Origin of the sequence: Streptomyces xanthophaeus, from assembly GCF_030440515.1 — a bacterium.
In the GTDB taxonomy this organism is placed as follows: Bacteria; Actinomycetota; Actinomycetes; order Streptomycetales; family Streptomycetaceae; genus Streptomyces; species Streptomyces kutzneri.
This window is the reverse complement of record NZ_CP076543.1, coordinates 927,877-949,091: the sequence shown is the minus strand read 5'-3', so window position 1 is coordinate 949,091 and position 21,215 is coordinate 927,877. Positions and strand designations below refer to the sequence as shown.

Below are 21,215 nucleotides of genomic sequence, written 5' to 3'. Positions count from 1 at the left end.
GCCGGGCCGGTGATGAAGCCGCCCGCCGGTTCCCTCGGACGGGTGCCCCGCGTCCCCGGCCCGAGGAAGGCGAGTTATCTACATGCCGTCACGGCACCCTCAGGGCCATACGAAACTGTTTTCGACCAGGCACGCCTCCGCTAGGGACCTGAGTCGGAGATTCGGTGGCACTGGGCGGCTACCAGGTCCGCCCACGATAATTCTCTGAGTGCAGGCCACTAGGGCGGGTATTTGGTTGTGATCAATGGGTTCGGGTGAGGTCCTTAAGTCAGATCATCGAGGCGTGTAGGTGGAGTCCGGCGAGGTAGATGTCGGGGGTCTTGTCGCACCGGGTGGCGATGCCTCGCCAGGCTCTCAGTTTGTTGATCAGGCGTTCGACGGTGTTCCGCTCTTTGTAGACGTCTGCGTCGTGGCTGACGTGCCGGCCGCCTCTGAAGCCCTTGTTCTTCCGGTGGGCGGCTTGGTCCTTCTTCTCCGGGATGACCGCCTTGATACAGATGCAGGCGGCCGAGCTGTTCGAGCAGAGGATCAAGCCGTCGGAGGTCGCACGGCGGCTGCGGGTGAGCGTGAAGTCGGAGTATCAATGGCACCAGTTGTGGCGGGACGGTGGTGTTCTGGCTCTGGCCTCTCGCGGTCCGAGCGGGTCACGGTGCCGTCTGTCCCTGCGGTGTCTGGAGAAGCTCGTCGCGAATTTGGAGCAGGGTCCGGCCGCGCATGGCTGGGTGGAGGACCAGGTGTGGACCGCTTCGAGGGTGGTCACGCTGATCGGCCGGAAGTTCCACGTCTCCTACAGTGTCTCGGGCGCCACCCGGTTGATACACCGGCTCGGCTTCAGCCCGCAGGTCCCTGCCCGGCGGGTCGCCGAGCGCGCGACGATCAGGCCATGAGCGCGTGGCGGGAGGTGACCTGGGCGGAGGTAAAAGGGCCCGGGCGGCCTGCGGGGGCTACGTCTGCTTCGAGGACGAAGCCGGCTTCACCCGTCGGCCGCCCCGGGGCAGGACTTGGGGCCGCCGCGGACCGACTCCGGTCGTCACCATCAGCGGCCGGCGCTCGGGACGGCTGTCGGTGGCCGGGCTGATCGCGATGCGGCCGGGTTCCCGGACCCGGCTGTGCCACCGCCTTCGGACCCACCCCGCCGGCAAGGGCGCGCGTCGCAGCATGGGCGAGCGGGACTTCATCGAGCTGATCGACGGAGTCCACCAGCTGGTCAAGGCCCCGATCGTGCTCGTGTGGGACCGGCTGAACACCCACCTCTCCCGCAGGATGCGCGACCTCGTGGCCGAGCGTGAGTGGCTGACGGTGTTCCTGCTGCCCGCCTACTCACCCGACCTGAACCCCGTCGAGTGGGTATGGGCCCACGTCAAACGCAGCCTCGCCAACCTCGCCGTCATGGCCCTGGACCGACTCGAAGCCCTCGTCCGCAACCGCCTCAAACGCCTTCAATACCGGCCTGACACCCTCGATGGCTTCATAGCCGGCACCGGCCTCACCATCCATTCGTCCAGGCGGAGACGACTCCAAGCCGAGTCCCTCCCTGACCTTACGTGGTGCGGCAACTCCGGACCGCGTGCGGCGGTACCAGCGCCAGCGTGCGGCGGCCCAGGGCGCGGATCGTCTTCGGCTGTCACAATGCTGTTATGGCATCTTCGATGCTGGTCCTCGATGACGCGCCGCTCCCGGATCATGCGGTGATCGCAGAGCTGGAGCTGGTATCGCAGGACGACAGCCGCGGTGCTGGGCGGGACGAACCCGTGGGGCGCGTCTCTCTCGGTCATCCTCAAGTCTCCCGGCTTGCACTTGCTGACGGTGCTGCTCGCCTCGGCGTGCCCGACCCGAACCGCTGGGACCTGATCTGGGTGCGCTGGCCCTACACGGTGCATGAGCCCGCCGCGGGCTTCCAGCACACCCGCGTCAAGGTGGGCTTCGATCTAGGCATTTCCGGTTCCCGGGCGGTGGCCTTGTGCCCGAGGGACGTGACCTCCCAGGAGACGGTCTCCCGAGCCTACGGGCTGACGCCAACTCTCACCTTCGGCGTCGTCGAGGTGGGCGCGGATGTGTTCACTCACCAGGTCAGTTTCATCCGCCTGACGCCTGTGATCACGGCGTATGGCGAGGGGGAGGGTACCTTCTACTGGGTCTACAGCCCCGCCACTGAACGCGCCGTGCACCCCGGGACAAAACATTCCATCGCGGTACTTCAGGTCCCGACCGGCAGCTCCCATCTGGATATGGCCGTAGGAGCGGAAGTCGAACTGCGACGGCGGTGGCTGGGCCGCTGGCGTCCGGGCAGGGCGGCCAGCAACCTCTACGGTGCCCGCCTGGAACTGGCCGATCCCCGCGGGGCAGGCGACCGGGGATGACCCTGCGCCGCCGGGTCACTGCCGCCGAGGCCGCTCGAGAGGCGATGATGCGGGGGCAACACGAGCAGGCTCAACGCCAGGCACACGCCCTTGCTGCGAAGTTCGCTGCCGAGATCGACCGCATCTTCGACACGAACAGGACTCCAGTTCCTCGGGACCGCCTTGCCGCCTGCCGATGGGGGGTGACGCACGTCGGCTGGGCTGGACCGCTCCGGTTGGTCGTCGATGTGCTGGAGCACTACCACGCCTACGACACAGCGGCCGGCGTCGCTCAACGCATCACGTGGCTGGAGTCGGCCGTCTTCGGACCGGGGGCCAAGCCCACGCGCACCTGGCGAAACACATTCGGCCGATGTCTGCTGGGAATGGGCGAGTACGAACAAGTCTTGCGAACCCTACTCCCATGGGCCTACCTCGACGACGAGACCGCCTCTTATGCCCTGAGTATTCTCGCCACCGCTCTGCGCCACCGCGGTGACCTTGAGTCGGCCCGCGAGCACTACGAGCGTGCCTGGTCCATACGCACTCGGCTGTTTCCCGACACTCATCCGGCCGTGGGATCACTGGCGAACAACATAGGGCTGCTGCACATCCATCGCGGCGATGTTGTGGCCGCCGACCGATACCTCAGGGTGGCCCTGCAGGCCCATCTCGCCACCGAAGGAGCCGACGGGTTGTCCACTGCGGCGACCGTCCACCATCTCGCCGTGCTGAACGAGGAGATGATCGGCAACCATAAGGTGGCACTCTCTCTGCTGGAGGAGGCGCTGCGCATCCAGCTGAAGCGCCTTCCGCCAGAACATCCCGCGGTCGAGACCACCGAGTGCAACCGCGCGGTCGTGCTCATGCGCCTCGGGCGCCGGCACGAAGCGCGCGATGTGTTCGCGCACGTCCTCGACACCTGCAGGTCCCGGCTGGGACAGAGCCATCCGGACGTAGCCACCGCACTGAACAACCTCGGGTGGGCCGAACAGGAGCTAGGCCACTGGGAGCAGGCGCGGAGACAGTACGAGGACGCCCTTGACCTTCGACGGCGGATCCTTCCAGCACACCATCCACAGCTGGCCAGGAGCCTGCACAACCTGGCAGCCATCTGCTGCGACCAGGGCGAGTGGGAACAAGCACAAGCCCTGCTCCGCCAGGCCCTCGACATCCGCACGTCTGTCCTCGGACAACAGCACACCGCCACGATCGAGAGCTACCTGTACATGGCACACGTCCTGGTATCCATGGGGCAAGAAAAAGAGGCTCTTCGTCTGCTCATGCGCGCAGACCTCGCGGACCAACTCAACACCCGGCAGGTATTCGCCGTCGGCTCTGCCGAACAGCGGGAGACCTTTGCCACCTTGACCTATGGTCGCATCCATGCTCTGGCGTCACTGGCCATGCACCGCCCCCAACTATCCGGCGCTCCCGAAGCATTGCTTTCGGCACTGCTACGAAAACGTGGCGTCGCTGGTCACGCGTTCCGAAGCGAAAGAGCTGCTGCTGCCGAAGCAGGACGGTCAGACCTGGCGGAACTGCTGGACGAGCGAGACCGGGTGAGTAGGCGCCTGGCCCAACTCACTTTCTCCGGACCAGGCCCGCTCGACGATCCTGAGGGACATCAGCGAGCAATCGAGGATCTCATCGGACGCCGGTCGTACCTGGAGGCCGAATTCGCTCGTGCGATGGCTGAGGGACCAAGCCGCTGCGCGAGCGAACGGGAACCCCCCAAAGATCCTCTGTCTCTTGCCGAGCTGCTCCCGCGGGGCACCGTGTACGTGGAGTTCCTGCTCGCCGACGCCTTGGACTACCAGGCCGTGCCAGCCCGCGGCGAGAGCGTTTACCGGCAGTCCCGATATCTGATGCTCATCGTCCGCCCGGAGCGACGTGGAGAGGTCGAGTGCGTGGACTTGGGCGACGCGGATCGGATCAATCGCTTGGCGGCCCTGTTCCGCACCTATTTGAGCGGCCGCTTGGACACCGTGGATCGCGTTGTGCTCAGCCCCGAGGCCGTGGCCATAGCCACCGCCGAAGAAATCGAACGCGAGCTGACCGAGCGACTGAGCAAGCCGCTGCTGCAAGGCGTCATGTCCGCCCGGACTCTCCTCATCGTCCCCGACGCAGAACTCGCCCACCTGCCGTTTGCAGCCCTCCCCGATAGCTCGGGCCAACGGCTCCTTCACCGTTATGCAATAACCTATTTGGCATCGGGGCGCGATCTCGTCGATCCGCCGTCGGCGCAGATCCCGGGTACCCCGCTCGTCATCGCGGCACCAGACTTCGACCTCACCGCAGCCAGACACGAAGAGCGGTCCGGCGTATTCACATCGCCGGCTCCGTCTCCAGAGCCCGTACCGCGGGTTGCCTCAGCAATGCGGAGTGCCCTGCCATGGTTCACACCGCTAGAAGGAGCCCGCGACGAGGGAGAGGCAGTCGCACGCCTACTCAGGACGACACCCCTCACCGGCGCGCACGCCACCAAGACGGCACTCCAGCAGATCCGACCAGCCCCAAATATCCTGCACATCGTTACTCACGGATACTTCCTCCCCGACCGCGATGTGGATCCTGCAGGCTTCCGGCATCGCAGGCAGGCCATCCATCCGCGGCCCCCAGCGTTGGGCGCAGTTGCCAATCCGATGCTGCAATCGGGACTCGCCCTCGCCGGCGCCAACACTTGGCTCCGTGGTCTGCCCCTACCGGAGGATGCGGACAACGGCTTCCTCACCGCCGCAGAAGTGATGACTCTTGAGCTACGGGGCACCGAGCTTGTCGTGCTCTCCGCGTGTGACACCGGGCTCGGCCTACGCCACGTCGCGGAGGGCAGCATCGGCCTTAGGAGATCGTTCTTGCTCGCTGGGGCGGCCGCAGTGATCAGCACCTTGTGGAAGATCCCCGACCAACAGGCGGCGGAGTTCATGGCCACCTTCTACGGGCTGCTGGTCACAGGAGCATCTCCTGCTGCCGCCCTGCGCACTGCCCAGCTCCACCACGCGCAGTCCGAGGAGGAGTACACCTGGGCTGCCTTCGTCCTCTACGCGAGGGCAGAACCTTCCGCTGGCGCCGACGGCTAGTGACCTGAGTCAGAGAGACGGTGGCAGTAGGAGGAGACTTTGTCGAGGATCTCGTCGGCTCTCTTCGTCCAGACGAAGGGCCGGGGCTGGTTGTTCCAGTCGGCGGGCCAGGCTCGAATGTCGCGTCCGAGGAACTGGGCGGAACGGTGGACTCCGGGCTTGAGCTTCTTCTGTGTGAGCTCGGCGAACCACCATTCCACCAGTTTCAGCCACGACGAGCTGGTGGGGCGTGAAGTGCAGGTGGAACCGCGGATGAGCCAGCAGTCATTTCTTCACATCCGACGTCTTGTGGGTCGCGTAGTTGTCGAGGATCAGGTCCACTTGCAGGCCGGCGGGGACTTCCGTGTCGAGCTTGGCGAGGAACTTCTGCAACTCTGCCGTGCGGTGACGGCGGTGCAGGGAGCCGATGACCTTGCCGGTCGCGATTTCGAGGGCTACGAAGAGGGCGGTGGTGCCGGTGCGGAAGTAGTCGTGGCTGCGGCGTTCGGGAACACCAGGCATCATCGGCAGGACCGGCTGGGACCGGTCCAGGGCCTGGATCTGCGACTGCTCGTCCACGCATAGGACCAGGGGCATTCTCCGGCGGGTCGAGCAGCCGTATCCCTGTCGGCAGCCCTTGAGACAGTCTCCGACGAGCTCGGCTACCCAAGAGCCGTCGCGGATCTCATTGCCTGGCTCGACGGCCGCGGCGTCCACGCGGTGACCGGCACCTGCAAGACCGCGTGGTGAATGGCGTCGGTGATGGTCATGGCGACTGAGTGCGACAGCCACTGGTCCCTGGCTGAAAGCCAGTTGACTCAACGGCAACCGTCTGGAAGGCCGCGGAGACTGATCACCTAGCCCCCCGAGAGCGGACGCGCCGGGGCAGCAGACCTCAGCTCACTTGTCCGTCCAACGACGATACTGCGGCGATGTCTTGCCCCGCTGGGCGTGTGTCGGCGTAGGTGAATCTATCTGTACTTCGCTGAGCACTTTCTTTCCCAGGTACGCCGACAGCGTGTGGCGTGCACGTCAGCCTTCTCGGCTGGCAGGTCCAGGGCGGCTGGGCAATCCTGAAAGAGGGGAATCTGATGGTGAGGAACCGCAATGTCCCTTTACGTCAACCAAGGCTCCCAGGGCTGGACTGAGCTGCGCATCCATGGGGTGTCGGGCACCCCGCCAGAATCCTCGCTCGGGCATCCGCGTGTTACGCGTGTTGCCGGAGACGCGAAGGCGGGCTTCTACCGACGCGAGTGGGAATCCCAGGGTGCGTCGGGGGACGAGGACACTGTCGGCTTCCGGCGAGAGGCATACTCTTGGGGCGGCCTGACATCGGGAGACAGTGGGCGTGCCCTGTGGCTGCTTCTGCTGCCCTTCATGCTCCTCAACATGGCCTTCTTCGCGGATCCCGGCCACACTGTCTCCCTTCCGAGAAGGCATGTGGTCATCCGAACTTCCATCCAGCGGCTGCTGGCCCTCAGCCTGACGGGGACGTACGTCCTCGCAGCGATCTCGGTCTCGTTGGACCTGGTGGGATGGCAGTGCGGCAACGCCGCTTTGCGGGAGGGCGGCATGCAGTGCGCTGGAGGTGCGGGGTGGCTGCGATGGCTTCAGTACGACTGGCTCAGTACTCCGGGGCGTCATCTCACCGTGGCGGCCATCGTTCCGGTCGCCCTTGTCGTACTGCTGTGGTATTTGGGCAACAAGACGTGGCAAGTCGCGGAGGCGCAGCCGGTAGAGCAGAGCGTCACCAACCCCGAAGTTAAGACTCCACTCGAAGACCGGCGTATGTGGAACGGACGTGGACCGGTTCGCCGTCTGCGTGCCCTGCACGTCGCCGGTGCATTTGCGGTCATTGCAGTGTTTCTTTTGGCCCCGCTGCTCGAGCGTTCCCAACGGGGGCTATACGCCCTGGACAGCGACAGTTGGACCTTTGGGACCAGCTTGTTCCGCAACCTGCTCCTGATTCTGGCACTGGCACAGCTGGTTGTTGTCGTCGTCTTCGTCATACGCCCTGGGACGGCAAAGCGCACACGCCCGAATGGGCAGGACCCGATCTCTCGTGAGCGGGATTGGTATCAGTTCCTGCCATGGGGCGCGCTCGCCCTGGTCATCGGCGCAGGAGTGGTCGCCTCCTGGGGCTCAAAGAGTCAGGTGACACCGTCCATGGGCGGCCAGCTGCCTTGGGAAGTGACCTGGATCCATGGGCTGTTCCTCGCCCAGGCTGCGATGCTGGTGCTCCTTCTGGTCTACCTGCTGCTGGACCGTCCCCCCTCCCCTTCTTCGCCGCCCTCTCCCTTCTCGAACCTTCCGAGTCAACCGTGGGGTGGACTTGTCCTTCCAGGCGTCGCGTTCCTCGGCTGGGCGCTCGCCGGAGCCCTGGCTGCAGGATGCATGCTGCGCGTGGCTGAGATACTCGGCGCGCCTTCGGTCGCTCAGCGAGCCAAGAGCGAACAGATCCAACTCATCGTGCCTGATGCGTACTTCTGGGCCGGCGCGGCCGCGACCTGCCTCGTCGTGGTGGCTTTCGTCATTGGCTTGGTCTCGTGGCGGCTCACGAATCTCAGCGCCCGGAGAGACTTTGCCCCCCAGGTAGCCGCGGCGTACGCGTCCACAGAAGACGACCCTCGCCGGCACCGTCAGATTGCCAAGTCGTGGGCGCGGGCGCAGCTGCTCGAGGGTGCGAGCCAGAAGGCTCTCGGGACCTTCCTGGCGGTGGCCGCAGCTGCGGCCGGGGTCGGTGTCATTCTGTTCGTGAAGAATCCCAGACTCGTCACAGACGAGCGGTGGCTCGTTCTACTCTCCAACGTGGTTCTCACTACGGGTTTTCTGGTGCTGCTGTGGGCAGGCAGGCAAGCGTACAAGAGCCCCCGCTTCCGTCGGACGGTGGGCATCTTGTGGGACATCGGCACATTCTGGCCGCGCGAGACTCACCCACTGGCACCGCCCTGCTACGCCGAACGCACCGTACCCGACCTGCTGGAGCGCGTGGAGTATCTGACCAGAGGTCAAGACGATTCGACCCCAGAGGGGCATGTGATCCTCTCCTGCCACTCCCAGGGGTCGGTGATCGGGGCGGCCCTCGTTCTTCAGAGCCGGACCGCGGCCGACACGCGGATCCGCATGCTCACGTACGGCAGCCCACTCACCCCACCTTTTCGTCCGGTTCTTCCCCGCGTACTTCAACGCGCGAAGCCTCGAACGGATCGGCACGCTGATCGCCGGAGACCCGGCTGCCGACGTGGACCAATGGCCGTGGCGCAACCTCTACCGCCCGACCGACCCGATCGGCAGCTGGGTGCTCGCCAAAGACGCGTTGGCGCCGGTAGGTGGCGGGGCTATGCCGCCGCGCCCCGCCATCGACCGACAGCTCCTCGACCCGCGCCACTTCGCCCCTCTGCCAGGCGACCCCTGCTACCCAATCAGCTTCGGGCATTCCAACTACTTCGCCGACCCGGCGTTCGAGACAACCGTGACGGCATTCCGTCAGGGGCCCGTCCCCGAGGTCGCCCCTCCGGCGCAGCAGTGAGGAGCGCTTCGGCGCTGAACCCACCCCCTCTGGCGTCACGGGTGGTCGCGCGTACGAGCGCGGGGCCGTGTGGCATTGGGCTGGTCATGGTCGGCGGGTGGCGCGGAGCCGGAGGAGCGTGCGGCGGCGGCCGCCGGCAACCACCGACGGTCGGAGTAGGCGATGGTGCGGGGGTCGCCTCCTGCCGGGCATACCAGCACGCGGCCGGGGCCCGGAAGGAGGTGCCGACGATCCACCGAATAGGGGGATCCCGGAACAGCACCGGCCCGATGAGGGCCTGGGGCGCTCGAGAACGCTACGTACGCGACGTGTACTGACGCCTCTCGAGGGCCTGATGGCCCGGATCGCCGGCCGGTTCGCACGGAGCCGTACCGTCCACCCCGACGTCATGCGCATGAGCCCAGCCGCCCGTACCTGGTTCCTCACCCGCCGGGTCACCGACCACATCCACACCCGCGGGCCGCACGCAACGGCCTCCTGCGCTGGGAGCAGTACATCCGCAGCGCCGGAACCTGCACGGAAGAAGCCACCCACTCCCATGCCCCGAACTGCTGACCGGGAACGACCCGGCCGTCCGTAAGGACGACAGCCGGGCTCCCCGCCCTCGATCACGTCGTGCCGGACCTCGTCCTCCTTGACCTGAGGGGGTGTACGGGGCAGCCGGACCGCGTATCCACTCCCAGGGAGCGGCGATCGAAAGGCTGCTATCCGGCGGCGCCCGGCCCGTCCGGTGCCGTGTCGACGAGGTGGTCGAAGGCCAGGCCGCTGGCGGCCTCCCCTCGGCCCGCGCCGCGGCGCGCGCTGAGCCAGACCACCACCTGGCCGTCCCGGCCCCGGGTGCGGTTGTACGCCACCGTCAAGCGGGAGCCGGCCTGCGGGACCTCCTCCTCGTTCACGTAGTACGCCCGCTGCCGCGCCGGCGCCTCGACGTCCAGCCCCGGCCGCAGCAGCTCCGTGCGGGGCCGTACGGCGTGGCTGTCCACGGGGTGCGGCATGGCGGCACGCTGGAGCCGCACCGACCGCTTGCCCGCGTCGGCATGGACCGCGACGAACGGGATCCAGTGCTCGGGCACCGAGTTCATCGCCTCGTACGCGACCGGCGCGAGAGGAGCGGTCCGCGGGGCCGGACGGTGGAGGCGTCGCCGGTGCGCCAGGCTTTCCGCGGAGAGCTCGCTGCCGCGCCGCGGCTCGCCGGTGGCCGTACGGACCGTCTGCTCCAGCCCCCACACCAGGTTGGCCTGTTCGTCGCGTACGAGCAGCACCTCCTCCAGCACCGGACCGTCGGAGATCTTCGACGCACCCGGAGGCAGGAGCAGGGCCGGCTGCGCGGCCGTCTGCTTCCCGCCCAGGCAGTCCAGGGTGAACATCGACCAGCGCCGCCAGTCCCCGCCGGGTCCCGCACCGGCCGGGGCGATCCACTGCTGCTCGCCGAACACGTCCGTCACGCTCAGCCCGCTCACCGAGGCCAGGGTCCCGGCCGGCAGATCGCACGGCAGCTGGTACCAGTCGTTGCTGTAGACCAGCGCGAACTCCAGGAAGATCAGCCGGGCCAGGTCGGTGCTGTCCGGCCGTACCGCCGCGAAGTTGGTCTTTCCGTCCTCCACGGCCCACCAGCGCGGCAGCGGCATGCCGGAGAAGCGGACCGGCGCCGGGAACACCGTCCGGTGCAGGGCCGCGGGAGCGGGCGCGGTACCGCCCAGGGGCCCTTCGCGGTCCACCGAGAAGGCGTGCCACTCCAGTTCACCGCCCGGGTACTCCGGTGCCGTGAGGACCTGTTCCCCGTCGGGGGTACCGGCGGCGACCGAGAAGCGGTGTTCGAGGCGGCTCGGATCCCACGCCGGTGCCCCCGCGGGCTGGTCGATCAGGGAGTCGAACCAGGCGACCAGCTCCCGGCCCCGCTCGTTGAGGGCCCCGTAGTGGATGTGCTGCACGTTCACGATGCCGTCGGAGGCCAGGCCGTTCTCGTACTTGAGCCGGTGGTACAGCAGGTATCCGTCCATGTGCCGCCCGGCGACGGCCTGAAGCGTGGCCCACACCTCCGCATGGGCCACCCGTGGCGTGTCCGGGACGTGCTCGGGATCGGGCAGGGCGATCGGGTACTTGGCGACGTACTGCCCGCGGAAGTCCTCCACCGAGGACGTCAGCAGTCCGCGGATCAGCTTCAGCCATCGGTGGCCCAGGGCGAGGCGCAGGTCGAAGGAGACCGGATCCGCACCGAACCGGAACTGCAGCGGGCGGCGTTCGGCCACGGACTCCAGCGGCCGGTCCGTGGCCAGCGGCTCGACCGGGCCGGCCGGCGGCCGGAACCGGGTGGGCGGGGCCCCGGCCACCGAGTAGCTGGCCGTCACCGGTGAGCCCGCGTCCGAGGCGCGGAACTCGCCGAGCTGCCACTGCCGGGTCAGCATCCACAGCGGGTCGCGGACCTCCGCCCGCAGGGCCCTGTCGAAGTCGGCCGTACGAGGCCGCCCCTCCAGCCGGTTCCACACCCCGACGGTGGGCTCGTGGCGCTGGTCGAGGGCGAGCGGGAAATCGATGCGCGCCGGTTCAGTCATGGGCGGCCGCCTTCCGGCGCAGATGGGTGATCGCGAGATCGGTGCTGACGGTGATCGGTTTACGGGTCGCGGACATGACGGTGGCCGGCAGCAGCTGGGCGTACGCGGTCCCGTCCAGGTGTACGGGTTCCACGGCCCGGGCCCTGGCCAGTTCGAAGGTGTCGAAGACCGCGGCGAGCAGCTCCTCCGTGGTCCAGTTGCCGCCCGGCTGCGGCGGCGCGACCAGCAGCATCGTCTGCGGCGGCTCCGAATCGGGGCGGTCGTAGTGCAGGGCGATCCCGGTGGTCTCCCGCTCGGCGGGGATGACCTCGGTCCACTCGTCGAGGAGCAGGCCGCACACCTCGGGGACGCCGGGCAGCGGCTCGGCCGACGGCCCCGCGTAGTGCGCGGTGTAGAGGACCTTGTCCTCGGTGACGGGCACCCTGCGCCGGTCCGGGTCCTTCGGGAAGTCCATGGCCAGCCAGTGGTCGTCCTCCCGGTGGGGCAGCTGCACCGGGGTCAGCCGGGGTTCCTCCCGTGTGACGAGCAGACCGCCGTATCCGATCAGGGCGTCGGCGAGGACCACAGCCTTCTCCCACAGCCGTGGCTTCTCGCGCACCCGGGCGATGCCGTGCAGCCAGTCCTCGACGGGGAAGGTGCGGGGTGTGGGCGGATCGGTGCGCAGGTGGTCGATCAGCTTCCCGCTGTCGCGCAGGGCGGCCCGCCAGTCCCGGGCGAGCCCGTCGGGCGGGCTGAACTCGGGTACGGTCAGGACGTCTTCGCCGATCAGCGCCTTCAGGGCCTCGGTCCCGGCCAGGACCCGGTCGGGACCGGTGACCGCCGCGTCGTACCCGCCGAGGGCCGTCCCGGCCGAGCGGATGCGTACGTCGACCTCCTTCAGCAGGGCCTGGACACGGGTCAGCAGCTCACGGGCGTACGCCACGACCCGGTCCCCGTACGGGGTCAGGTCCAGCCCGGTCGGGTCGAAGGCGGTGAGCGGCAGCAGTGCGGAGACCTCGGCGAGCAGCCCGGACAGGGTGGTCCTCGTGGTCCGCGCGACCGCCCGCAGGTCCTTCAGCCGGGCGGCGAACTCCCGGCGGCGGGAGACCAGGAGGGCGCGCAGCAGCTCCGGCCGCCGGGGGCGCGGGCTGGTCAGCGCCGTGGCGAGCAGCCGTTCGGCCTGTTGCAGGAGGCGGAACCGCTCCTCCTCCGGGGTGGCCGACGGGAGTTCGTCGTAGCGGCAGAGAAGCGCGTCGGCGTCCTCGAGCGCCCGCCCCATCCGGTCCGCGGCCTCCGCGACCGCCTTCAGCACTCCCGTGAACTCACCGCGCCGCCATCCCGTCAGCTCGGCCCAGCCGCTGCGGGCCAGCCCGAACCTGCCGGCCCCGGCCGCGAGTTCGGCGTAGCCGGCCAGGAACTCGTCGATCCTGCGCAGGATTTCCCCGCGGGACGGCTCGCCCGGCGGCGCCGGACAGAGCGGCTCCAGCTCCGCCGCGAGCCGGGCCGCATCCTCCCGGAGACCCGCGAGTGATTCGAGGACCTTGGCGGGGCGCTCCCGGGGCAGGGACACGGCCTCGTCGGCCGCCCGGTCCACCGGGGTGACTCCGGCGCCCGGCATCAGATCCGTGGATCGCAGGGGCCGCGAGGTGGTCAGCAGCGAACGCAACGCTCCGATCAGTGGGGACAGTTCGAAGAAGCTGATCTTCTTCGGGATCCGCCGCGTGTAGTGGATGACGGGCAGCGCGTCCGCCCGCGGCGGCGCCGGGCCGAAGACCGCACCCGTGATCCGGTCGTCGAGATCACTCATCGCGGCCTCGCCGGCCGGCCGCACCGCCCACAGCAGCTCGATCGCCTGAAGCCCCAGATCCGCTTGGGTGACGACCCGGCTGCGCGGCTCGGCCGTCACCGGATCGTTCCAGGTCACCAGGGCCGCCACGTCCTGCGCGGCGGGCAGCAGCCCGGCCAGCCAGTCGTTGACCGCCGGTTCGGCGCGGGCCCGCGGGCTGCTCCGGCCCGCAGCCCCGGCGCCGTGGTCGGGGCCGAGCCCCGGAGTGAACTGGAGGGCCAGCCGGTGGGTCAGCGTGGTGCCGCTGCGCGGCGACCTGATCACGTCCGGTTCCGGCGGGAATCCGTCCTTCGCGTACGCGTCCAAGGTCGCCGCGGCGCGTTCGGTGTTGCCGAGCAGCGTCTGGTGGGTGCTCTCGGCCACGGCCAGGTCGGCCAGCGCGTCGTGGATGTCGAGGAGGTTCGCCAGCTCCTCGTCCATGGCGTCCCGCTGGGTCGGGTCGTCGACCTCGGGCAGGCCCTCGGCGCCGTACGGGTAGCTCGTCAGGCCGTCCCGGGTGGCCCGGCGGACCAGCTCCAGGCCGTCCACCACGTTGCCGGCCTCGACCAGGTGGACCTCGTCCGGCCGCGCGTCCTCGGCCGAGAGCTTCCCGGCCCGCAGCGGGAAGGCTCCGCGCAGCGGCTGGATGAACCGGTCGAGCTCCACCCCGCGGTGCCCCTCGTGCAGGCCGCGCTCGAAGCGGCGGCCGAGCATCGCGCCGAGCGACTGGCCCTGGCGGAGCCCGTCCAGCAGGGCCAGGGCGACCCGGACGCGGCCGGAGCTGAGGTTGACGGCGAAGGCGGTGGAGTTCTCCCGGCCGCCGTTGGCGAGGTACCCGGCGCGCAGTACGGCCGCGGTCCTGGCCTGCGCCGGGGACGGCGCGTGGATCCAGCCGCCGCCCTGCGGGTCGTGCGGCAGTGCCTGCGCTCCGAAGACCGGCCGGAGCTGCTCCGGTACGGTCACCTCGGGCAGGCTCCCGACGCGCGGTGCGACGTCCTCCAGCCAGCCGTACGCCCCCAGGTGCAGGCCCCGGCCGGGTACGCCGGTGCCGTCCGGCCCGTACCTGAGCTCCGCGAGCTTCTCCGTGGCGAGGCCCAGCCGCCAGGCGTCCATCCGGTAGCCGGCGCAGTCCAGGTGCTCGGTGAAGACGCGCTCCAGCCGGGCGGTGGGGAGATCGGCGAGCAGGTCCAGTGCCGCCACCTGCTCGGCGAGTTCGGCGGTGGCGGGGTCACCGGCGCGCAGGGCCCGCGGGACGAACAGGTGCAGCGGTTCCTCGTTTCCGGTGACATCCGGTTCCTTCGCGTAGAGCTGGCGGTAGCGGCTCTCGCTGGGCAGGAGCACGGCCGGGTGGTCCGGGTCGTCCGCGATGTGCACGAAGGGCGGGTCGGCGGGCGAGGGCGCAGCCAGCCCCTTCGCGAGGGCGAGCCTGCGGCCCGTCTCCACCCAGCCCAGCAGGACGGCGTGCCGCAGCATCAGGTAGAACAGGGCGGCCGGACGGGCGTCGTCGGCGAAGCCCCTCTCCTGCCGGATCGTCTCCAGGTCCCTGCCCGCGTACTCGGCGAGCCACTGGAGGTAGTTGCGTCCGGGGGCCGTGGTGTATGGGCGGACCGGGTCGGTCTCGGACAGCGGCCGGTCGTCGATCAGCGGCCCGGTCAGCGGATGCTGGCCGTCCACGAACAGGCGGGCGAGCAGGTCCGTATCGCCGGCGGGGGCGCCGAGCCTGGTCAGGAGTTCCCTGACCGGCTCCGCCATCCGCAGCCGCTCCAGCGCGGACACCACCAGATGGCCCCGGCCGTCGAGGTTCTCCCGGTTGAACAGGTCGTCGACGCTCTGCGCGTACCGCTGGTGGAACTCGGCCGAGGACGGGTGCAGGGCGAGGATGTCCAGCAGCTGCCGGTGCGCGTCGCCGCTGTCCTTCCCCAGCCGGGCCACCTTCCCGGTGGCCTTGCCCCAGTCCGCCGCGGCCTCGGTGAGCAACCGGTGCAGACCGCGGCGGTGGCCGGCCGAGGCGGGCCAGGTCAGCCGGTCGAAAGCGGTCGTCACCAGGATTCCGTAGGGCTGTCGGCCGATCTTCACGACGGGGAGCGGGCCCCGCCCGCTGACGTACCGCAGGAAGAACTCCCGGGTCTGCGCAACCGTCCGCTCCGACAGCATCGGATGGAGCGTGGTGCGCAGGTGGTTGCCCCACGTCGCGGGCCACAGCGCGGTGTTCGCGGCGCGTGCGTCGCGCAGGTCGGTCCGGTCGGCGTTCGGTACCGCCGTCAGGGCCGCGGGATCGATGCCGAGGAGCTCGGCGAACCACTGGCCGTCGGTCTTCGCCGTCCAGTCGCCCGGCGCCGCCTCGGCCGTGAAGCCGTACGCCGCCCTGCGCGCGGCCTCGGACTCCTGGCGGGGATCCTGGCCGGCCGGGAGTCGCTCGGTGTTGTTCGTCGGAGTGCCCTGTGGCAGCAGGGCGAAACCGGCGGGGCTCCGCACCTGGTGCGTGATCAGCTCGGTGAGCGCGGCGGCGGACTGCTCGGGCGTGGCCCCCTCGCGCAGGCCGAGCACGACGAGCTGGTGCAGGCCCAGCCGGATCGTCGCGTCCAAGGGGATGCGTACGCCCATCCCCGCCTCCACCGCGGCGTCGAAACAGGTCATCCACTTCAGGTCCGGCGGGACGCGCAGGGTGCCGGTCTCCTCGTCGACCTGGAGCTGCTCCGCGCGTGCGGTGCCGGGGTCCGGGCTCACCGAGAGCGGGCCCGTCACGTCCGCCCCGGTGGCCTCGCAGACCAGCCGCCCGTCGCGGTAGCCGAACACCCGGAACCGGTCGGGCAGCAAGGTGGCCTTGGCGGCCTGCGTCCACGAGTTCGGGGCGATCTCGGAGTCGGGCGGCTGCGGGACGACGAGGAAGGCCACCGCGACGGAGTCGCCGGAGGCGAGCGGTGCGGCCTCCATCCCGGCGGGCGTGCGGCTGCGGATGGGCCCCGCACGGCGCGGCCCGACGGCCGCGAGCAGCGCGACCTCGGCGTCCCGGAGCCGTCCGCGGTCGCCGTGCGCCCGCCAGACGGCGCTCCAGTAGGCCACGGTGGGCCGCCGGTCCTCGGCGGGCAGGGCCTGCGGGGTGGTGATCACCAGTACGGCGGTGCCCGCCGCCGGCCCCGACGGCTTCTCGGACGGGTTGGCGGGCAGGTGCGTGCGCAGCAGATGGGCCGCCCGGCCCTGCTGCACCCGCCCGGTCAGCTCGTGCCAGGCCGCCTGCTCACCGCCCCGGTCTCCGGCCGACCTCCACACGGCGGTCCAGTAGGCGTCCATCGCACTCAGCTCGGCGCGGGTCGGGCGGGGTTCGAAACTGTCCACCGACCACTCGTCGGGGAAGATCCGCACCAGCAGCTCGTCCGCCGTGAACCGGGTCTCCAGCCGGACGGGCCCGAGCAGGACCGGGTGGGCGCGGGTGAGGTCAGCCACGGGGCAGCATCTCCTGTGCGTGCACGGCCATCAGGACCGGTGCCTGGAACAGCATGTAGGCGACCTCGGCGGAGTCCAGCCCGCCGTGCCACGTGCCCAGCTCGGTGTCCTCACGGTGCTGGGCCTCCTTCTCGATGTCGTCCTCCGCGCTGGACAGGTCCCGGAGTTCGACCACGGTGGTGGAACCGTCGAGGGCGATGAAGCCGCGCCGACCGCCCGGATCCACATCACCCCAGGTGAGGTCGTTCCAGACCTCCACGCGGGTGGGAGGATCGTCGTCCGCGCCGAACCGGGGATCCCCCGGGCGCTCCTGGAAGACGAAGAACCAGCCCGGGTCCTTCGCGTTCCCCCGGGCCTCCTGCGCCGTCAGGTCGAAGCCGAGGAGATGGATGTCCGGCTCGACCTGGGCCTCGTAGATCGGCAGCTGGATCTCGCCGGGGCCCGGCCTGGCCGGGTCACGCAGGGTCACGGGCTGGCGTTCCAGCTTCGGATCGGGATCCTCGTCGCTCGGGCTCCAGCGGGCGCGGTGGGCGTACACCGCCGTGTTCGGGTACTTCTTGAGGAGCTCGCCGCGGATCACGAGGACGAGCTCGTCGCGCGGCTTGCCGGGAACCTCCTGCCTATGGTCGTGCGCGCCGAGCGCACTGTCCCGGGCCCACGTGTGGATCGGCGGGATGTCGTACAGCCGCTCGCGCCGGGCCGCGTCGCTCTCGATCCGCGAGGCGGCCGCGCGCGGATCCCAGAACTGCCGGAAGGGAGTGCCCCGCTGGTCGCACGGGTACTCACGCCACAGCAGCTCGCGGGACATCTCGTGGTTGAGGCCGACCATGAAGGCCTCGATGAACTCCTGGTCGGTGTCGAGGAGCGTGACCGAGTTCGCCGGGAGCAGATCGAGATGGGGCACGAAGCAGTCGACGGACAGGCCCCGCAGCGCCTCGTACATCGGCAGGTCGATGACCGGGTACGCCATCACCTCCAGGAACCGCTCTGCGAACGGCGCCAGGTGCGGGGCGTCCAGCCGTACCGCGCTGAGCAGGGCCTTGGGCACCGTCTCGGTGGCGTCCAGCCGGCCCAGCACCACCTGGGCGGTGCCCGCCACGTCGAGGGGGTCGGGCACCCGGGTCTGCGCGGCGGCGGCGCCGGCGGCCCACCCCTCGTACAGATCGGTCAGGCCCAGCTTGAAGCGCCGCGCCTGTTCGCTGTCGGCGGGCTCGGCGGTGTCCGCGGCCGGGGATCCCGCGGTACGGGCGGTGGGCGCGGGGGCGCTCTCCCCGGGCCGCCGGAGCACGAAGTGCTCACCGACCGGCAGGGACTTCACCGGATCGGGCAGCGGGACCTCCCGGATCTCCCGGTCGACCCGGGTGGGTGTGACCACGGCGGGCGGGGTGACCTTGGGCGGCGCCGCCGTCACCAGCTCCGGCTCCGTGTCCATCCGCGGGAGCAGCGCCTCCGCCGGCTGCTGAGGGAACTTCAGCGTCTGCATCAGCCGCGATCCCGGCCGGGTGATCCGGCGCATCGCCGCGGACACGGGCGCGGCCGCGATCCGGCTCGTGGCCACCTTGAAGCCGGCGGCCACCAGCTGCGTCGGGCCCGCCTCGCCCGCCAGGGCGCCGGGCCGGGTCACGGGCACGGTCACCCGGGCATGCGCGGGCGCCGTCAGGGCCAGGGCGCGGCCGACCGGGCGGGCCGCCGCACGCCGGGCCCGCGGCGGGGCGGCCGCGACGCCGGGGGGTGCGGGCGGTGGGGGCGGCGGCCCGAGGTGCTTGTCCTGGAGCCGGAGCCCGACCTCGCAGGCCAGCTGCGCCGCGCGGATCCGGTTGTTGACCTCCACCACGTCGCCGATCTGCGCCCAGGCGGCGGCCATGAACTCCTCCTGGCGGGCCTGCACGATCTGCGTTCCGAAGTTCGCGGCGATCCGGAAGCGCGGATCGAGGTTGAGCCGGTGCACCCAGTTGCGGTCGTGCGCGGCCGGACTGCCGTTCTCCTCGTGCAGCAGCCGTGAAGTCAGTGCGGGCCAGCGCCCGTACAACGGCGGGGTGATCACCGGATCCACCTCGCCCGCCAGGACCACCGGGGCCGGACCCGGAACGCCGGCCAGCCCGGCGTGCGCGTCGACGGGGGCCCGTACGCGGTAGTCGTCGGCCAGGTTGACCAGCGCGGCCAGCGCCTCCTGGAAGGGGTGCGGATAGCTGCCGGTCGGCGCCGGGTACCCCTCGTCCTCGGTGAAGCGACTGTCCCAGTTGTCCCACACGTCCCGGTCGCGGATGGTCTGCAGCGCGCCGCCGAGCTTCAGCACCCCGCCGATGGCCGCCGGTTCGGTGATGCCGGGCAGGGCAGGGCCGGGGTCCTCGTGGACGTCGACCTCGCGGCGGGCGACGCGCGGGCCGGCCTCGGCCGGGACGAGCAGCCGTACGAGGTGCTCGAAGTCCCCGGCCGTACCGGTGGTGAACGACCAGCGGTGGTAGTAGGGCATCCGGCCGTCCTCACGACCGGGACCCCAGCTGAGGTCGGTGGCCTCCACGCCCGCCTGGTCGAGGCCCAGTCCGGCCCGCCGGCCCGCCTCGAAGGCCGGGACCAGGAAGGCGTGATAGGCGGTCAGCGGCCTCAGCCTGCGGGGGCAGATCAGCCGCGAGCAGGCGTCGTCGGGGCTGGTCCGCAGCAGGTTCCCGAGCGCCGCCAGCGGCCCTTCCATCGCGTCGGTGAGCACGCTCCCCGTCCCCGCGAGGTCACCGCTCACGTGGACGTGCGCCCAGGCGCCGAGCTGCTCGGCCGGTGGGAGCCCGCGCGGGTCCTTGACGAGGATGAACGGCAACGGCCCCTCGGACGGACCGCCTTCGCGGAACTCGCCGCCGTCCGCGTCCCGCGGATCCGCCGGACCGGCCAGCACGATCAGCGCGAGCCAGGGCATCAGCCGGTTGGACCCGTCCGGCGCGGCCGGGCTGTACCGCCAGAGCAGTTCCTCGTCGTAGAACTCGATGTGGGCGAGGAAGTTCGGCTCCACATCGGTGACCGAGGGCAGCGGCTCGGTACGGGAGATCGCGCGCGGGTCCAGCCCCACGACGTCCCCCGGGCCGTAGAGCTGCACGGACTGCGGCACCGTCCGCTCCGGTACCGGATGATCCGGGTGCTCCCCGGTCAGCCGCAGGGTCACCTCGATGCGCGGACGGGACCCGGAACCGGGCGGGGGAGCCTGCGTGATCTTCGTACCCAGCCCCGTACGCAACCACGGCAGGAAGGAGTACGAGCTGGATTCGGCGTCCGCCGTGTCCCGGGCGTCGGCGTGGTCGTCGGAGGTCACGGGCCGCCTCCGATGCGGAAGAGCTCGGTGCTCCGGGTCAGGTCGTCGGTCTGCGGATCGGCCGCGGCCAGACCGGACCGCACCGTTCCGCCGGTGACCAGCACTTCGGTGGCGGACAGCGCGACCGCCGCGAAGGCCCACCGCCCGGAGGCCAGGCCGGCCGCGGGCGTCCAGGAGCCCTGGGCGGTGTCGTAGATCAGGACACTCTGGTATCCGGCCGCGTCGCGGACCTCGCCCGTGCCGCCGATCACCAGCACCTTCCCCGCGCCCAGGGGCACCGCCCGGTGGTGGCCGCGGCCACCCGGCGCGGGTTCGGCCGCCTTCCACTTCTGCGTTCCGAGGTCGTACAGCTCGACGCCGAGCGCGGGGTACGGGTCGTACGTACCGTCCCCGGGCACGCCCGGGGTGCTGCCCCCGATCACGAGTGCGGTGGTGGCGGAGAGCGGCAGGGCCTGGTGGCGACTGCGCGGTGCGGTCAGGTTCCCGGTGGCCGACCATGCCTGGGTGGCCGGGACGTACAGCTCGCAGAAGGCGAGCGCCGCCTCCTGGCCCGGAGCGATCGGCGCGGAGCCACCGCACACCAGCACCCGGCCGTCCTTGAAGGGCACCGCCGTGTGTCCGCCGCGGGCGTCGTTCATCGGCTTGACCGTGGTCCAGGTCTTGTGCTCCGGGTCGTAGACCTCGGCGGAGGCCAGCGCCCTGGCCGAGTCCCCGGACCGGACCGTGTAACCCCCGCTGACCAGCACCTTGTTGTCGGCCGTCAGCGCCGCGGCATGACCCCACCGGCCCTCGTGCATATCGGTGGTCGTGGTCCACGTACCGGTCTTCGTGTGGAAGACCGCGGCGGCTTGCAGCGCGGGGGAGAGGCCCGGCCCGCTGGTGCCGCCGGTGACGAGGACGTCGCCGTCGGCCAGCAGGGTCGCCGCGTGCAGCCTGCGCGGCGCCCCCGGCAGCTGGCCGGCCGGGGTCCAGGTGCCGGCGTGCGAGGCGTCGGCACCCGGGGTGTACAGCCAGGCCTTGGCCAGCGCGGCCGACTTCCCGTCGGCCCCGGCCACGACCAGCACCTGTTTCTTCTCGTTCCGCAACTGCAGGGCGGTGTCGTACTGCCCGTACCAGCAGGCCGCTTCGGGCAGCTCGCCCTGGGGCGTCCACTGTCCCGTGGCGGCGGCCAGGGTGGTACTGGTCATGGG

The 21,215-nt window shown here is 70.4% G+C and carries 7 protein-coding genes and 3 pseudogenes; 4 read left to right on the top strand and 6 right to left on the bottom strand.

All coding sequences use genetic code 11. The annotated features are described in order from the left end of the window. Positions 1–268: 268 nt before the first annotated feature. Positions 269–493 (bottom strand): annotated as a pseudogene (locus KO717_RS04165) (IS5/IS1182 family transposase); the annotation flags it as partial. Here KO717_RS04165 and KO717_RS37460 point away from each other — a divergent pair. The 3 genes and pseudogenes from KO717_RS37460 to KO717_RS04145 all read left to right on the top strand — a co-directional run. After that, positions 480–1,494 (top strand): annotated as a pseudogene (locus KO717_RS37460) (IS630 family transposase); the annotation flags it as partial. The pseudogenes KO717_RS04165 and KO717_RS37460 sit on opposite strands and share 14 nt — an antisense overlap. Positions 1,495–1,637: 143 nt before the next feature. Beyond that, positions 1,638–2,360, top strand: a complete 723-nt coding sequence (locus KO717_RS04150) for a hypothetical protein (protein WP_301364503.1) — start codon at positions 1,638–1,640, stop codon at positions 2,358–2,360. Next, positions 2,357–5,419 (top strand): CHAT domain-containing tetratricopeptide repeat protein, encoded by a 3,063-nt coding sequence (locus KO717_RS04145; protein ID WP_301364502.1) that lies wholly within the window; start codon positions 2,357–2,359, stop codon positions 5,417–5,419. Before KO717_RS04150 ends, KO717_RS04145 begins: the two co-directional genes overlap by 4 nt. Here KO717_RS04145 and KO717_RS04140 read toward each other — a convergent pair. Beyond that, positions 5,416–6,011, bottom strand: a pseudogene (locus KO717_RS04140) (IS630 family transposase); the annotation flags it as partial. The gene KO717_RS04145 and the pseudogene KO717_RS04140 overlap by 4 nt on opposite strands. 2,628 nt (positions 6,012–8,639) lie before the next feature. Here KO717_RS04140 and KO717_RS04130 point away from each other — a divergent pair. After that, positions 8,640–8,927 (top strand): hypothetical protein, encoded by a 288-nt coding sequence (locus KO717_RS04130; RefSeq protein WP_301364501.1) that lies wholly within the window; start codon positions 8,640–8,642, stop codon positions 8,925–8,927. A 704-nt stretch (positions 8,928–9,631) separates the two neighbouring features. Here KO717_RS04130 and KO717_RS04125 read toward each other — a convergent pair. The 4 genes from KO717_RS04125 to KO717_RS04110 are packed head-to-tail and all read right to left on the bottom strand — an operon-like array spanning position 9,632 to position 21,212. Further along, complete coding sequence (locus KO717_RS04125) at positions 9,632–11,479, bottom strand: hypothetical protein (protein WP_301364500.1); 1,848 nt, start codon at positions 11,477–11,479, stop codon at positions 9,632–9,634. Next, positions 11,472–16,727 carry a hypothetical protein gene (locus KO717_RS04120; protein WP_301364499.1) on the bottom strand — a complete coding sequence of 1,752 codons (5,256 nt, stop codon included), beginning with the start codon at positions 16,725–16,727 and terminating at the stop codon, positions 11,472–11,474. Before KO717_RS04120 ends, KO717_RS04125 begins: the two co-directional genes overlap by 8 nt. Then, positions 16,720–20,025: a hypothetical protein gene (locus tag KO717_RS04115; RefSeq protein ID WP_301364498.1), complete on the bottom strand. Its 3,306-nt coding sequence runs from the start codon at positions 20,023–20,025 to the stop codon at positions 16,720–16,722. The genes KO717_RS04120 and KO717_RS04115 overlap by 8 nt, the downstream gene beginning before the upstream one ends. Beyond that, positions 20,022–21,212: a Kelch repeat-containing protein gene (locus KO717_RS04110; protein WP_301364497.1), complete on the bottom strand. Its 1,191-nt coding sequence runs from the start codon at positions 21,210–21,212 to the stop codon at positions 20,022–20,024. The genes KO717_RS04115 and KO717_RS04110 overlap by 4 nt, the downstream gene beginning before the upstream one ends. Positions 21,213–21,215: the final 3 nt, after the last annotated feature.